This is a genomic window from Streptomyces sp. NPDC007971 (genome assembly GCF_042958635.1).
In the GTDB taxonomy this organism is placed as follows: Bacteria; Actinomycetota; Actinomycetes; order Streptomycetales; family Streptomycetaceae; genus Streptomyces.
This window is the reverse complement of sequence record NZ_JBIBJK010000005.1, coordinates 138625-153523: the sequence shown is the minus strand read 5'-3', so window position 1 is coordinate 153523 and position 14899 is coordinate 138625. Positions and strand designations below refer to the sequence as shown.

The window sequence follows — 14899 nt, the reverse complement described above, 5'->3', positions numbered from 1 at the left end:
CTCCCTCACAGGAAAGGGGCGGTGAGCGTGATGTCATGCGCGTACGGCGATCCCGTCCAGCACCATCGACAGGTACTGGCGGGCGATCTCCTCCGGGCTGTGCTGTCCGCCGGGCCGGTACCAGGACGCGGCGACCCACACCGTGTCCCGGACGAACCGGTAGGTGAGCCGTACGTCCAGGTCGGCGCGGAAGACGTGCTCGGCGACGCCGCGTTCCAGCGTGGACAGCCACGCCTTCTCGAACCGGCGCTGCGAGTCGGCGAGGAAGGCGAAGCGGTCCTGCGCCACGAGCTGCTTGCTCTCCTTCTGGTAGATCGCGACGGCGGCGCGGTGCCGGTCGATCTCCCGGAAGGACTCGGTGACCAGGGCCTGAAGGGTCTCGCGGGGCCCGAGTCCGCAGGCCAGGACGGTGTCGTAGCCGTCCCACAGCTCGTCGAGGAAGGTGCGCAGGATCTCCTCCAGCATCGACTCCTTGGAGTCGAAGTGGTAGTAGAGGCTGCCCGCGAGCATGCCGGCGTGGTCGGCGATGGTCCGGACGGTGGTGGCGTTGTAGCCCTGTTCGGCGAAGACCTCGGCCGCGGTGTCGAGGAGTTCGCTGCGGCGCGCCTGGGCGGCGGCCGCCGGGGGCTTCTTCGGGGCGGTCACCTGGGGCTTCTTCTTGGTCGGCACGAACCCATTGTGGTCTGCCCGCCGTCAGGGGTGCTGGCTGCTGACGGCGACGACCTCGCCGGTGAGGTACGAGGAGTAGCCGGAGGCGAGGAACACGATCACGTTGGCCACTTCCCAGGGCTCTGCGTACCGCCCGAAGGCCTCTTGCCCGGTCAGCTGCCGGAGCAGTTCGGCCGAGGTGACCTTGGCGAGGTGCGGGTGCATGGCGAGGCTCGGCGCCACCGCGTTGACCCGCACGCCGAAGGCGGCCGCCTCGATCGCCGCACACCGGGTCAGCGCCATCACGCCGGCCTTCGCGGCGGCGTAGTGGGCCTGCCCGGCCTGGGCGCGCCAGCCGACCACGGAGGCGTTGTTGACGATCACTCCGTCGCCGGTGTCCCGCATGGCGCGCAGGGCCGCCCGGGTGCAGCGGAAGGTGCCGTTCAACGTGACGTCAAGGACGCGGGACCACTGCTCGTCGGTCATGTCGACGAGGTCCGACGTCCCGCCCAGCCCCGCGTTGTTGACGACGATGTCGAGCCTTCCGTGCTCGTGCACGGCCGCCTCGAACAGCGCCCGCACCTGGGCCTCGTCGGTGACGTCGCAGGGTGTTGCGGTCACGGCGCCGGGGAACTCCGCGGCCAGCCGGGCCTCGTGCTCCTTCAGACGGCGTGTGTGGGCGTCGCTGATCAGCACCCGGGCGCCCTCCTCCAGGAAGCGGCGCGCGGTCGCCCCGCCGATGCCCGCTCCGGCCGCCGCGGTGACGACGGCGGTGCGGCCCTCCAGCAGCCCGTGCCCGGGCTCGTACGCCGGACTCTCGACGCTTGTCATAGGGCCACGCTAATCTACCAAACACTTGTTAGGGAAGGTTGGTGACGGCGACCGTGGACCTGACCCATGCTCCGGCCGACGAGGAGTTCCGCGCCGAGGCACGCTCCTGGCTGCGGGAACACGTGCCCCGCACCCCGCTGCCCTCCCTGGAGACCGCGGAGGGTTTCACGGCCCACCGCGCCTGGGAGGCCGAACTGGCCGCGGACCGCTGGTCGGTGGTGTCCTGGCCCGAGGAGTACGGCGGCCGTGCGGCCTCTCTCATCGGATGGCTGGTCTTCGAGGAGGAGTACTGGTCGGCGGGCGCGCCCGGCCGGGTCGGCCAGAACGGCATCAGCCTGCTCGCCCCGACCCTCTTCGACCACGGCACCGCGGAGCAACGCGCGCGCGTGCTGCCCCCGATGGCCTCCGGCGAGGTGGTCTGGGCCCAGGCCTGGTCGGAGCCGGAGGCGGGTTCCGACCTCGCAGCGCTCACCTCCAGGGCCGAGCGGACGGACGGCGGCTGGCTGCTCAGCGGCCAGAAGACCTGGTCCTCGCGGGCGGCCTTCGCCGACCGGGCCTTCGGCCTGTTCCGCACCGACCCCGGCGCCCCGAAGCCGCACCAGGGGCTCACCTATCTCATGTTCGACCTGCGCGCCCCCGGCGTCACCGTCCGCCCGATCGGCCGCCTGGACGGGAAGCCGGCCTTCGCGGAGCTGTTCCTGGACGAGGTGTTCGTGCCGGACGAGGACGTGATCGGCGAGCCCGGGCAGGGCTGGCGGATCGCGATGTCGACGGCGGGCAACGAACGCGGCCTCACGCTGCGTTCCCCCGGCCGCTTCCTCGCCTCCGCCGCCCGGCTGCGGGAGCTGTGGACGGCGCGGGGCCGCCCCGGGCACGCGCGCGCCCGGGTGGCCGACGCGGTGATCGGCGCCCGTGCCTACCAGTTGTTCACCTACGCGGCCGCCTCCCGGTTCCTGGACGGCGCCTCACTCGGCCCGGAGTCCAGCATGAACAAGGTCTTCTGGTCCGAGTACGACCTCGCGCTGCACGAGACGGCGCTCGATCTGCTGGGCGAGGAGGGCGAGTCGGCGGACACCGCCTGGGCGGAGGGGTACGTCTTCTCCCTCGCCGGCCCCATCTACGCCGGCACCAACGAGATCCAGCGCGACATCGTCGCCGAGCGCCTGCTCGGCCTGCCGAAGGGACGCCGCTGATGCGCTTCCTCCTCGACGCCGAGCAGCGCGCGTTCGCCGACTCGCTGAACGCGATGCTGACGTCGGTCGGCACCCCGGCGGCGATCCGGGACTGGAGCCGCGGCGACCATGCGCGCGGCCGTGCGCTGTGGCGCCGTGTCGCGGCGGCGGGCGTGTTCGCCCTCGCGGTGCCCCAGGAGTACGAAGGGCTGGGGCTGCACCCGGTGGAACTGGCCGTCGCGTTCGTCGAGCTGGGCAGACATGCGGTGCCCGGACCGCTCGTGGAGACGGTCGCGGCGGCCCTGCTGCTCGGCGAGGACCGGCAGGCCAAGCGGTTCCTGCCGGGGCTCGCGGCGGGCGACACCATGGCGACCGTGGCGGCGGCCGGCGGGTACGCCCTGGACGGCGATGCGGCCACGCTGCACCTCGCGGCGAGGGGCGAGGGCCTGTACCTGTCCCCGGGCCCCGGCCCGGTCCGCCCCTGTCTCGACCCCGCCCGTCGTCCGACCCCGCTGACCCCCGGCGGCGAACTTCTCGTCCCCGGGCCGCCGAACGCCCACGCCCTCACCTGGGCCCGCCTCGCCACCGCCGCGCAGGCCCTCGGTGTGGGCCTCGCCCTGCTCGACCGTACGGTCGCCCACGTCCGGCAGCGCACGCAGTTCGGCGTGCCCATCGGTTCCTTCCAGGCGGTCAAGCACCGCCTCGCCGACGCGAAGACCGCCCTGGAGTTCGCCCGCCCGCTGCTCTTCGGGGCGGCGTTGTCCCTGCATCCCGCAGATGTGGCCGCGGCCAAGCTGAAGGCGTGCGAGGCGGCGTACACCACCGCGCGCGCGGCGCTGCAACTGCACGGTGCGATCGGGTACACGGCGGAGTACGACCTGTCCCTGTGGCTGACCAGGGCCCGCGCCCTGCGCACGGCGTGGGGCACGCCCGAGGAGTGCCGGAACGCGGTCCTCGACGACGCAGGCTAGGCGGTGACGACGCCCGCGGCGCGTGCGGCCGCCAGCCAGTGGGGGAACTCGCCGACGAGACGGTCGTACAGGTCGGTGTCGGAGACCCGTCGTGGGTCGTGGCCCGCGTGGAAGAAGCCGGCGTTGTCCACGAGCCGTTTGCCGGGCACCGCCAGCTCGTCCAGCTTGCGCAGGAAGTCGAACTGCCGGCTGTCCGGGTCGCCGAAGCCGACGAACTGCCAGAACAGCGGCAGTTTGGCCGCTTTGCACAGGTAGCGCTCCGCGGCGAGCTTGTTGACCGGGCCGCCGTCGGTCTGGAAGACGACCAGCGCGGGGGCGGTGGCGCCGCTGTCGAGGTAATGGTCGATGACGGCGTCCATCGCCAGGTGGTAGCTGGTCCTGCCCATGTGCCCGAGTCCGGCCGCGATCCGCTCGATCCGGCCCTCGTGGCCGTCGAGGGCGATGTCGGTGACCGCGTCGATGTCCGTGGAGAAGAAGACCACCGGCACCCGGCCGTCGTCGTCCAGATGCGCGGACAGGCCCAGCACCCGGTCGGCGAGCGCCTGCACGCTGCCGTCCGCGTAGTACGGCTTCATCGAACCCGAGTAGTCGACCACCAGGTACACGGCGGCCCGCAGCCCGTCCAGGCCGTGCTTGCGCAGGCAGACCCCGGCGGTCCTGTAGGGCCCGGCGAGCGCGGGCGCTGTCTCCTCCACCTTGCGCAGACCGATCGCCGCCATGCCCCGTTCCCCCTTGCTTCCCGTGTCCCCGGGCCGAGCGTAGATGATCGGCCACCCTGCCACTCGCTGCGGCCCGGGCAGTTCGCCCTGCCGACGCTGCCGCCGGTCCGCGCCCCGGTCGAGGTGACGGGCCCGACCGCGTAGCGGGAGCGGGAGCGGGAGCGGGAGCAGACATGCAACGGCGCCTGCCCATCCGTCCGGTCGGGGACTTGGTGGGCAGGCGCCGTCTGCGGGGGTCCGGGGGTGTCCCTCAGACTGGCCCCGCCCGTACGCCTTTGTACGGGACGTATATCGGTGACCCGTCAGACCGCCAGCGCGCGGTCCGTCGGGCGGATCGGGGCCGGCAGGTCGCTGGCTCCGGTCAGGTGGCGGTCGACACCGCGGGCGGCCGAGCGGCCCTCCGCGATCGCCCACACGATCAGGGACTGTCCGCGGCCGGCGTCACCGGCGACGAACACACCCGGCACGTTGGTCTGGAATTCGGCGTCGCGGGCGATGTTACCGCGCTCGTCCAGTGCCAGGCCGAACTGCTCGACCAGGCCGTTGTCCCGGTCGGTGCCGGTGAAGCCCATGGCGAGGGTGACCAGCTGGGCCGGGATCTTCCGCTCGGTGCCCGGCTTCTGGGTCAGCCTGCCGTCGACGAACTCGACCTCGGCCAGGTGCAGCCACTGGACGTTGCCGTCCTCGTCGCCCTCGAAGTGGGTGGTGGAGGCGGAGTAGATCCGCTCGCCGCCCTCCTCGTGGGCCGAGGTGACCTTGTAGAGGATCGGGAAGGTCGGCCAGGGCTGACCGGTCGGGTGCCGCTCGTCGTTCGGACGGGGCATGATCTCCAGCTGGGTGACGGAGGCAGCGCCCTGGCGGTGGGCGGTGCCCACGCAGTCGGCGCCGGTGTCGCCGCCGCCGATGACGACGACGTGCTTGCCCTCGGCCGAGATCGGGGTGGTGACGTAGTCGCCCTCCTGGACCTTGTTGGCCAGCGGCAGGTACTCCATCGCCTGGTAGATGCCCTTGAGATCGCGGCCGGGCACCGGCAGGTCGCGGGCGGTCGTCGCGCCGACGGCCAGGACCACGGCGTCGTACCGCTTCTTCAGGTCCGTCGCCTTCAGGTCGCGGCCGATCTCGATGCCGGTGCGGAAGCGGGTGCCCTCCGCGCGCATCTGCTCGATGCGGCGGTTGATGTGCCGCTTCTCCATCTTGAACTCGGGGATGCCGTAGCGGAGCAGGCCGCCGACGCGGTCGGCGCGCTCGTAGACGGCGACGGTGTGGCCGGCCCGGGTCAGCTGCTGGGCGGCGGCCAGGCCCGCCGGGCCCGAGCCGATGACCGCGACCGTCTTGCCGGAGAGGCGCTCGGGGATCTGCGGGGCGACGTCCCCGGTCTCCCACGCCTTGTCGATGATCGAGACCTCGACGTTCTTGATGGTGACCGGCGCCTGGTTGATCCCGAGCACACACGCCGACTCGCAGGGGGCCGGGCAGAGGCGACCGGTGAACTCCGGGAAGTTGTTGGTCGCATGCAGCCGCTCCTGGGCGGCCGCCCAGTCCTCGCGGTAGGCGTAGTCGTTCCACTCGGGGATCAGGTTCCCCAGCGGACAGCCGTTGTGGCAGAACGGGATGCCGCAGTCCATGCAGCGGCTTGCCTGCTTGCTGATGATCGGCAGCAGGGAGCCGGGGACGTAGACCTCGTTCCAGTCCTTGACCCGCTCGGCGACGGGGCGGGACGTGGCGACCTCACGGCCGTGGTTCAGGAAGCCCTTCGGGTCAGCCATTGATCGCCGCCTCCATCATCTTCTCGGTGATCTCGGTCTCCGTGAGACCCGCTCGCTCGGCGGCGTCCTTGGCGGCGAGCACTGCCTTGTACGTGCTGGGGATGATCTTGCTGAACCGCTGCACGGCCGCGTCCCAGTCGGCGAGCAGCTTCTCCGCGACCGTCGAGCCGGTCTCCTCGGCGTGGCGGCGCACCACGTCGTGCAGCCACTGCTTGTCCGTGTCGTCCAGCGCCTCGACCGCGCCGGCGTTGCCGACGTTGACGTTGTCGGGGTCGAGATCGATGACGTACGCGATGCCGCCGGACATGCCCGCCGCGAAGTTGCGGCCGGTCTGGCCGAGGACGACCGCGTGACCGCCGGTCATGTACTCGCAGCCGTGGTCGCCCACGCCCTCGGCGACGACGAGCGCGCCGGAGTTGCGGACGCAGAATCGCTCACCGCTGCGGCCGCGCAGGAACAGCTCGCCGCCGGTGGCGCCGTAGGCGATGGTGTTGCCCGCGATGGTCGAGTACTCGGCGAGGTGGTCGGCCGCGCGGTCCGGGCGGACGACGATGCGGCCGCCGGACAGGCCCTTGCCGACGTAGTCGTTGGCGTCGCCCTCCAGGCGCAGCGTGACACCGCGGGGCAGGAAGGCGCCGAAGGACTGGCCGGCCGAGCCGGTGAAGGTGATGTCGACGGTGTCGTCGGGCAGGCCCGCGCCGCCGAACTTCTTCGTCACCTCGTGGCCCAGCATGGTGCCGACCGTGCGGTTGATGTTGCGGATGGCGACCTGGGCGCGCACCGGCTGTGCCTTGGTGGCGTCGGAGGCGGCCAGGGCGTCCGCGGCGAGCTTGATCAGCTCGTTGTCCAGGGCCTTCTCCAGGCCGTGGTCCTGGGCGACGATCTGGTGGCGCACCGCGCCCTCGGGCAGCTCGGGCACGTGCAGGAGCGGCTCCAGGTCCAGGCCCTGCGCCTTCCAGTGGTCCACGGCCCGCGCCACGTCGAGGACCTCGGCGTGGCCGACGGCCTCCTCGATGGAGCGGAAGCCCAGCTCGGCCAGCAGCTCGCGGACCTCCTCGGCGATGAACCGGAAGAAGTTCACCACGTACTCGGCCTTGCCGGCGAAGCGCTCGCGCAGGGTCGGGTTCTGGGTGGCGATGCCGACCGGGCAGGTGTCCAGGTGGCAGACGCGCATCATGACGCAGCCGGAGACGACGAGCGGGGCGGTCGCGAAACCGAACTCCTCGGCGCCGAGCAGCGCGGCGATGACCACGTCACGGCCGGTCTTGAGCTGGCCGTCGGTCTGCACCACGATCCGGTCGCGCAGGCCGTTGAGCAGCAGCGTCTGCTGGGTCTCGGCCAGGCCCAGCTCCCAGGGGCCGCCCGCGTGCTTCAGGGAGGTCAGCGGGGAGGCGCCGGTGCCGCCGTCGTGACCGGAGATCAGGACCACGTCCGCGTGCGCCTTGGAGACACCCGCGGCGACCGTGCCGACGCCGACCTCCGACACCAGCTTCACGTGGATGCGCGCGCTGGGGTTGGCGTTCTTGAGGTCGTGGATCAGCTGGGCCAGGTCCTCGATGGAGTAGATGTCGTGGTGCGGCGGCGGGGAGATGAGGCCCACGCCCGGCGTCGAGTGACGCGTCTTGGCGACCCACGGGTAGACCTTGTGGCCGGGCAGCTGGCCGCCCTCGCCGGGCTTGGCGCCCTGGGCCATCTTGATCTGGATGTCGTCGGCGTTGACCAGGTACTCGGAGGTCACACCGAAGCGGCCGGAGGCGACCTGCTTGATCGCCGAGCGGCGCGCGGGGTCGTACAGGCGCTCCGGGTCCTCGCCGCCCTCACCGGTGTTGGACTTTCCGCCCAGCTGGTTCATGGCGATGGCGAGGGTCTCGTGCGCCTCCTTGGAGATGGAGCCGTACGACATGGCGCCGGTGGAGAAGCGCTTGACGATCTCGCTTGCCGGCTCGACCTCGTCGATGGAGATCGGCTGGCGGTCGGACGTGAAGCCGAACAGGCCGCGCAGCGTCATCAGCCGCTCGGACTGCTCGTTCACCCGCTCGGTGTACTTCTTGAAGATGTCGAAGCGGCCGGAGCGCGTGGAGTGCTGGAGACGGAAGACCGTCTCCGGGTCGAACAGGTGCGGCTCGCCCTCGCGGCGCCACTGGTACTCGCCGCCGATCTCCAGCGCGCGGTGCGCGGGAGCGATGCCGGAGGCCGGGTACGCCTTGGCGTGGCGGGCGGCGACCTCCTTGGCGATGACGTCGATGCCGACGCCGCCGATCTTGGTGGCCGTGCCGTTGAAGTACTTCTCCACGAAAGCGTCGTCGAGACCGACGGCCTCGAAGACCTGGGCGCCGCGGTAGGAGGCGACGGTGGAGATGCCCATCTTGGACATGACCTTCAGGACGCCCTTGCCGAGGGCGTAGATCAGGTTGCGGATGGCCTTCTCGGGCTCGGTGTCCGACAGGAAGGTGCCCGCGCGGGCCAGGTCCTCGACGGACTCCATCGCCAGGTATGGGTTCACGGCGGCGGCACCGAAACCGATGAGCAGGGCGACGTGGTGGACCTCGCGGACGTCACCGGCCTCGACCAGCAGGCCCACGTGGGTGCGCTGCTTGGTGCGGATGAGGTGGTGGTGGACGGCCGCGGTGAGCAGCAGCGACGGGATCGGCGCGTGCTCGGCGTCGGAGTGGCGGTCCGAGAGGACGATCAGGCGGGCGCCGTTCTCGATGGCCGCGTCGGCCTCGGCGCAGATCTCCTCGATGCGCGCGGCGAGGGAGTCGCCGCCGCCGGAGACCCGGAACAGGCCCGAGAGGGTCGCGGCCTTGAAGCCGGGCATGTCGCCGTCGGCGTTGATGTGGATGAGCTTGGCCAGCTCGTCGTTGTCGATGACCGGGAAGGGCAGGGTCACGCTGCGACAGGACGCCGCGGTCGGCTCCAGCAGGTTGCCCTCCGGACCGAGCGAGGAGCGCAGCGAGGTGACCAGCTCCTCGCGGATCGCGTCCAGCGGCGGGTTGGTGACCTGCGCGAAGAGCTGGGTGAAGTAGTCGAACAGCAGCCGCGGGCGCTCGGACAGGGCCGCGATCGGCGAGTCGGTGCCCATGGAGCCGATCGGCTCGGCGCCGGCCTTGGCCATCGGCGCGAGGATGACGCGCAGCTCCTCCTCGGTGTAGCCGAAGGTCTGCTGGCGGCGGGTGACCGAGGCGTGGGTGTGGACGATGTGCTCGCGCTCGGGCAGGTCGCCCAGCTCGATCTCACCGGCCTCCAGCCACTCGGCGTACGGATGCTCGGCGGCGAGGGTCGCCTTGATCTCGTCGTCCTCGACGATGCGGTGCTCGGCGGTGTCGACGAGGAACATCTTGCCGGGCTGCAGGCGGCCCTTGCGGACGACCTTGGCGGGGTCGATGTCGAGGACGCCGACCTCGGAGCCGAGGACGACCAGGCCGTCGTCGGTGACCCAGTAGCGGCCGGGGCGCAGGCCGTTGCGGTCGAGCACGGCGCCGACCTGGGTGCCGTCGGTGAAGGTGACGCAGGCGGGGCCGTCCCAGGGCTCCATCATCGTGGAGTGGTAGCCGTAGAAGGCGCGCCGGGCCGGGTCCATGGAGTCGTGGTTCTCCCACGCCTCCGGGATCATCATCAGCACGGAGTGCGGCAGCGAGCGGCCGCCGAGGTGCAGGAGTTCGAGCACCTCGTCGAAGGACGCCGAGTCGGAGGCGTCCGGCGTGCACACCGGGAAGATCCGCTCCAGGTTCCGGTCGCCGAAGAGGTCGGAGACCAGCTGGGACTCGCGGGCACGCATCCAGTTGCGGTTCCCCTTGACGGTGTTGATCTCACCGTTGTGGGCGACGAAGCGGTAGGGGTGCGCGAGCGGCCACGACGGGAAGGTGTTCGTGGAGAAGCGCGAGTGGACGAGGGCGACGGCCGAGCCGAAGCGGCGGTCGGACAGGTCCGGGAAGAAGGGCTCCAGCTGGCCGGTGGTCAGCATGCCCTTGTAGACGATCGTGCGGGCGGAGAGCGACGGGAAGTAGACGCCCGCCTCGCGCTCGGCGCGCTTGCGCAGCACGAAGGCCTTGCGGTCCAGCGCGATGCCCTCGCTGGCGCCGTCGGTCACGAAGATCTGGCGGAAGACCGGCATGGTGGACCGGGCGGTCGCGCCCAGCAGCTCCGGGGCGACGGGAACCTCGCGCCAGCCGAGGACGGTCAGACCCTCCTCGGACGCGATCGTCTCGATCTTCGAGATGGCGTCCTGGGTCCCGTCCTCCGGGAGGAAGGCGATACCGACGGCGTACGAGCCCGCCGCGGGGAGTTCGAATGCGGCCACCTCGCGGAAGAAGGCGTCCGGCACCTGGGAGAGGATGCCCGCGCCGTCGCCGGAGTCCGGCTCGGAGCCGGTGGCGCCGCGGTGCTCCAGGTTGCGCAGAACCGTGAGCGCCTGTTCGACCAGCGCGTGGCTCGCCTCGCCGGTGAGAGTGGCCACGAAGCCGACGCCACAGGCGTCGCGCTCGTTGCGGGGGTCGTACATACCCTGCGCAGCAGGGCGAGCATCCATGAACGACCAGTTCTGGCCATTCACGGAATGCTGGGACGGCTGGCGCGGCGAACGCATCGGCTCTCCCGTCGTCGTCATGTGGCATGTGGCAAGTGCCGAGGGACGACGTTGGCCCTCTGCGGAGTGGCGAAATTTCGATGAGATTACATGATGGAGTCATTCCCGGGAACCGGATACTGCGTTCCAGCATGCGGACGCCATACGGGTGACGGCAGGCACCGTGGGGTCACGGTGGTGCTGCACACGAGTGACGGAAAGTGTGGGGGACCGAACGGGACAAGATCGGTCAGATCTGCGTCCATCGACCCTGGAGGGCGGGGAGAGCGGCTTCACTCGTCCCGCGATGTACCGCAGGCGTCATTGCCCACAGCGCTTACGGCTCATGCCCGGTGGTTAAGCATTCGAAACCAGCGAGTAACGGCTGCCTATGCGGCCCAACGCATAAGTAGCCGTGGCACTATCCTACGGCCGTTCCGATCAAGGTGCCCAGGGCGTACGTCACACCGGCCGCCGCGCCACCCAGCGCGAGCTGCCTGAGACCGCTGTACCACCAGCTCCGTGCGGTCACCTTGGCCACGACCGCACCACAGCCGAAGAGTCCGGCGAGCGCGAGGAGCACGGCCGGCCAGAGGGCGGCAGCACCCAGCAGGAAGGGCAGGACGGGCAGCAGGGCGCCGAGCGCGAACGACCCGAACGAGGACACGGCCGCGACCAGCGGCGACGGCAGATCGCCGGGGTCGATGCCGAGCTCTTCACGGGCATGGATCTCCAGGGCCTGCTCAGGATCCCTGGACAGCTGCCGGGCGACCTCCCGGGCCAGCTCGGGCTCGACACCGCGGGCCACGTAGAGTGCGGCGAGCTCGTCCTCCTCGTCCTGCGGGTGCTTGCGCAGCTCGCGCCGCTCGACGTCGAGCTCGGCCTCGACGAGTTCGCGCTGGGAGGCGACGGAGGTGTACTCGCCGGCGGCCATGGAGAAGGCGCCCGCGGCGAGCCCCGCGAGCCCGGTGATGACGATCGTCTGGTGACCGACGGACCCGCCGGCCACGCCGGTCATCAGGGCGAGGTTGGAGACGAGGCCGTCCATCGCACCGAAGACGGCGGGGCGCAGCCAGCCGCCGTTGACGTCGCGGTGCGTGTGGTTGTCACGGTGCGCCTCGTGCAGCGCGGCCTCGGTTTCGATGATGGCCATGCGGGGTCCCCCAGGAAGCTTAGCCAAAGCTAACTTTGGACGAGTTCTACTTTTCGACAACACAGAACCTACGCCCATAACTTCCTGGGCGCCAGCAAGGAAAGGCTGGGCTAACCTGCGGGTTTACCCTCGATCGCTCATTCGTGATCATGGCTGCTCATATGCCGCGTGGGTGATGCGGACCCCATGGAGGCACGCGCCGACCGAGTCCGTGGGACACATCCGCAAAGGGGGCTCCCAAGCCCCTGCTCGAAGGAGAGGCGGCCCATGGCATCCCTTGCCTGCACTCCCCCGCTCGCGGCGCCCGGGGGCGCCGCCGGGCCCCGCGAACGGGCCCGCGGCGCCCTGCTCGGCCTGGCCGTCGGCGATGCGCTCGGGGCACCCGCGGAGAACCTCAGGCCCTCCGAGATCCGCGCCCGCTGGGGCCGCATCACGGGATACGTCTCCGAGCGGCCGTGCGGCACGGACGACACCGAGTACGCGATCTTCTCGGGCCTGCTGCTGGCCCGGCACGGCTCGGCGCTCACCCCCGCCCATGTCGAGGGCGCCTGGCACGAGTGGATCGCCGACCGGGCCGAGGGGCCCTTCCGCGGGGCGGGCTTCAGTGAGCGCGGCACGCTGGAGAACCTGCGCCGGGGTCTTGCGGCCCCCATCTCCGCACAGCACCGCCACGCCTGGAGCGACGGCCTGGCGATGCGAGCGGCCCCCTTCGGCGTCTTCGCGGCGGGCCGCCCCGCCGAAGCGGCGCGGCTGGTGGCGATCGACGGCTCGGTCAGCCACGAGGGCGAGGGCATCTACGGCGGCCAGGCGGTCGCGGCGGGAGTCGCGGCGGCGATGGCGGGCGCCCCGCCCGCGGTGGTGATCGCCTCGGCCCTCGCGGTCGTCCCCGACGACTCCTGGACGGCCCGCTCCCTGCGCCGTGCGGTGACCGTGGCCCACCGCGGCGAACGGGCGGTGCGCTGCGCGGTGGTGATCGGCGGCTACCCGTGGACCGACCTGGCGCCCGAGGCGGTCGCCCTCGCCTTTGGTGCGTACGCGGCGGCCGACGGTGATTTCCGGGAGGCGGTCCTCACCGCGGTGAACATGGGACGGGATGCCGACACGACGGCGGCGGTGGCCGGCGCCCTCTCCGGCGCGACGCAGGGCCTGTCGGCCATCCCTCTGGAGTGGGCCTCGGCCATCGGCCCGGCCCGCGGCCGCTGCCTGCCGTCCATGGCGGGCCACCACATCCTGGACGTGGCGGAACTGCTGGTACCGGAGGAGGGGGGCAAGTGGGGGGCGGACGTGGTGATGCCGGGCTGCCTGCCGAAGGGGGTGACGCCCACCCCTCACCCGCCCGAACCAGCCACCACCGCGGGCCCCACCTCCCAACCGACCGAGGCACCCGCCGGGCCCGCCGCCCGCACAACCGAACCGCCCGCCGTCCCGGGCCCCACCTCCCAACCGACCGACGCACCCGCCGTCCCGGAACCGACTTCCCAATCGGCCAGGACACCCGCCCCCCTCGAACCCGCCGCCCGCGCGGCCGAGCCACCCGCCGTCCCAGCACCCGCCCCGCAACCCGCCGAACCAACCGCCACCCCAGACCCCACCCCCCAACCAACCAAGACACCCGCCGCCCTCGAACCCGCCACCCCCACGGCCGAGCCACCCGCCGTCCCAGCACCCGCCCCGCAACCCGCCGAGCCACCCACAGCCAGCGCCCCCACCCCTCGGCCGACCGAGACGCCCATCGCCCGCGCACCCGTCGCCCTCGAACCCGTAGCCCGGTCGGCCGACGTGCCCGCTCGTGTCGCCTCGGCCTCTCGGCCGGCCGAGCCGGCGGCCCCCTGTACGCCCGCCCCTCAGCCGAGCGAGTCGGGTGGTGGGTGGGCGGAGGTGCGGGGGGTCAGGGGGCGGAGCCCCCTGGTGGGGGCGGGGAACTCCGGGCATCCGGACAGCGAGCCCGTCTCATGACGCGCCGTATCGAGGGCCTGCTCCTCGGCCTCGCCGCGGGCGACGCCGCCGGCTGGCCCGCGGCCCGGCACCGAGCCTCCCGCATGCCCGAATGGACCCGCAGACTGACCCGCGAACTGGACACCTTCGCCGAGCAGAACGCGACCACCACCCTCCCCGTGCCGATCGCGCTCAACCAGCCCCCCGAACCCCTGCGCCTCGGCCCCTCCGACGACGCCGAGTGGGCGGCGTTCGCCGCGGAGGCGGTCCTGCGGGCCGGCGCCGACGACGTACTCGGCGACCTGAGCCGGGACCGTCGTATGCGCACCGCCATCGACCTCACCTGGACCGCCGTGGCCGCGGAGGTCGCCGCGGCCGCGGACCGAGCCCCCGAGATCGAGTCCGCCGTCCTCCCCCTGCGCGCCCGCATCTCCGTCCGCGCCGGCCTCGGCAACCTCGCCGCCGGACTGCGCCCGCCCGCCACCGGCCACGACAACCCGCACTACTTCGACGACGCGGCCTGCGTGCGCGCCTGCGTCCTCGCCGTGGCCCACCCCGGCGATCCGCAACGTGCCGCCGACCTGGCCGAGTTCGACGCCCGCTACACCCAGGACGGCGACGGTGTGCACGGCGCCCGGGCGATGGCGGCGGCCCTCGCGCTCGCCCTCACCGGAGCCGGCCCGGACACCTGTGTGGCGGCCGCGCTCGCCGAACTGCCCGCGCAGACGGAGATCGGCCGCAACACCCGCCACGCCCTCGCCCTGGCCGAGGAGGGCGAGTCGGCCTTCGCCCTCGTCCCGCTCCTGGAACACCAGATCGTCGACCACGTCTACAGCTACGGCATCGCCGCCGCCGAGACCGTCCCCGTCGCCCTGGCCCTGGCCACGGCGGCGCGGGGCCGTATCGCCGAGGCCGTCCCCGCCGCGGCCTGTCTGTCCCGGGTCGCGGACTCGGCCCCCGCGCTGGCGGGCGCGCTCACCGGCGCCCTCGGCGGCGGCGGCTGCGTGCCGTCCGCCTGGCGGGACGCCTGCCGCACCCTTTCCGGCTGCGCCCTGCCCCGCCTCACCGGCACCGACCTGGTGGAACTCGCCGGACTCCTGGAAGCCGTACAACGGGCCCGACCAGGAGGATGATTCGGGG

The 14899-nt window shown here is 72.1% G+C and carries 9 protein-coding genes and 1 pseudogene; 4 read left to right on the top strand and 6 right to left on the bottom strand.

Features of this window, described 5'->3' with window-relative positions; translation table 11 throughout:
• Positions 1 to 33: 33 nt before the first annotated feature.
• Together ACFZCP_RS12020 and ACFZCP_RS12015 are read right to left on the bottom strand one after the other, a co-directional pair.
• A complete protein-coding gene (locus tag ACFZCP_RS12020; RefSeq protein WP_391426893.1) occupies positions 34 to 645 on the bottom strand; it encodes a TetR family transcriptional regulator in 612 nt (203 codons plus the stop codon).
• A 48-nt stretch (positions 646 to 693) separates the two neighbouring features.
• Positions 694 to 1479 carry an SDR family oxidoreductase gene (locus ACFZCP_RS12015; RefSeq protein ID WP_391426427.1) on the bottom strand — a complete coding sequence of 262 codons (786 nt, stop codon included), beginning with the start codon at positions 1477 to 1479 and terminating at the stop codon, positions 694 to 696.
• Positions 1480 to 1532: 53 nt separating this feature from the next.
• Between ACFZCP_RS12015 and ACFZCP_RS12010 the strand changes: the two genes are divergently transcribed.
• Together ACFZCP_RS12010 and ACFZCP_RS12005 are read left to right on the top strand one after the other, a co-directional pair.
• Positions 1533 to 2672, top strand: a complete 1140-nt coding sequence (locus ACFZCP_RS12010) for an acyl-CoA dehydrogenase family protein (protein WP_391426891.1) — start codon at positions 1533 to 1535, stop codon at positions 2670 to 2672.
• Positions 2672 to 3622 carry an acyl-CoA dehydrogenase family protein gene (locus ACFZCP_RS12005; RefSeq protein ID WP_391426426.1) on the top strand — a complete coding sequence of 317 codons (951 nt, stop codon included), beginning with the start codon at positions 2672 to 2674 and terminating at the stop codon, positions 3620 to 3622. The genes ACFZCP_RS12010 and ACFZCP_RS12005 overlap by 1 nt, the downstream gene beginning before the upstream one ends.
• On the opposite strand, the gene ACFZCP_RS12000 is transcribed toward ACFZCP_RS12005, so the two are convergent.
• The 4 genes from ACFZCP_RS12000 to ACFZCP_RS11985 form a co-directional block, all read right to left on the bottom strand.
• Positions 3619 to 4341, bottom strand: a complete 723-nt coding sequence (locus ACFZCP_RS12000) for a VWA domain-containing protein (RefSeq protein WP_391426424.1) — start codon at positions 4339 to 4341, stop codon at positions 3619 to 3621. The genes ACFZCP_RS12005 and ACFZCP_RS12000 overlap by 4 nt on opposite strands.
• Before the next feature lie 302 nt (positions 4342 to 4643).
• The gene (locus ACFZCP_RS11995) at positions 4644 to 6107 is read right to left on the bottom strand and encodes a glutamate synthase small subunit (RefSeq protein WP_391426422.1); all 1464 of its coding nucleotides are present in this window, start codon (positions 6105 to 6107) and stop codon (positions 4644 to 4646) included.
• Complete coding sequence (gene gltB, locus ACFZCP_RS11990; protein WP_391426888.1) at positions 6100 to 10692, bottom strand: glutamate synthase large subunit; 4593 nt, start codon at positions 10690 to 10692, stop codon at positions 6100 to 6102. Before gltB ends, ACFZCP_RS11995 begins: the two co-directional genes overlap by 8 nt.
• 400 nt (positions 10693 to 11092) lie before the next feature.
• Complete coding sequence (locus tag ACFZCP_RS11985; RefSeq protein ID WP_391426420.1) at positions 11093 to 11824, bottom strand: VIT1/CCC1 transporter family protein; 732 nt, start codon at positions 11822 to 11824, stop codon at positions 11093 to 11095.
• A 267-nt stretch (positions 11825 to 12091) separates the two neighbouring features.
• Between ACFZCP_RS11985 and ACFZCP_RS11980 the strand changes: the two are divergent.
• Together ACFZCP_RS11980 and ACFZCP_RS11975 are read left to right on the top strand one after the other, a co-directional pair.
• Positions 12092 to 13093 (top strand): annotated as a pseudogene (locus tag ACFZCP_RS11980) (ADP-ribosylglycohydrolase family protein); the annotation flags it as partial.
• A gap of 683 nt (positions 13094 to 13776) precedes the next feature.
• Positions 13777 to 14892, top strand: a complete 1116-nt coding sequence (locus tag ACFZCP_RS11975) for an ADP-ribosylglycohydrolase family protein (protein WP_391426418.1) — start codon at positions 13777 to 13779, stop codon at positions 14890 to 14892.
• Positions 14893 to 14899: the final 7 nt, after the last annotated feature.

Bases quoted from the DNA above. Each gene is read 5' to 3' on its own strand.
- ACFZCP_RS12015 (WP_391426427.1), bottom strand. From the start codon at position 1,479: ATGACAAGCGTCGAGAGTCCGGCGTACGAGCCCGGGCACGGGCTGCTG.
- ACFZCP_RS12005 (WP_391426426.1), top strand. From the start codon at position 2,672: ATGCGCTTCCTCCTCGACGCCGAGCAGCGCGCGTTCGCCGACTCGCTG.
- ACFZCP_RS12000 (WP_391426424.1), bottom strand. From the start codon at position 4,341: ATGGCGGCGATCGGTCTGCGCAAGGTGGAGGAGACAGCGCCCGCGCTC.
- ACFZCP_RS11995 (WP_391426422.1), bottom strand. From the start codon at position 6,107: ATGGCTGACCCGAAGGGCTTCCTGAACCACGGCCGTGAGGTCGCCACG.
- gltB (WP_391426888.1), bottom strand. From the start codon at position 10,692: ATGCGTTCGCCGCGCCAGCCGTCCCAGCATTCCGTGAATGGCCAGAAC.
- ACFZCP_RS11985 (WP_391426420.1), bottom strand. From the start codon at position 11,824: ATGGCCATCATCGAAACCGAGGCCGCGCTGCACGAGGCGCACCGTGAC.
- ACFZCP_RS11975 (WP_391426418.1), top strand. From the start codon at position 13,777: ATGACGCGCCGTATCGAGGGCCTGCTCCTCGGCCTCGCCGCGGGCGAC.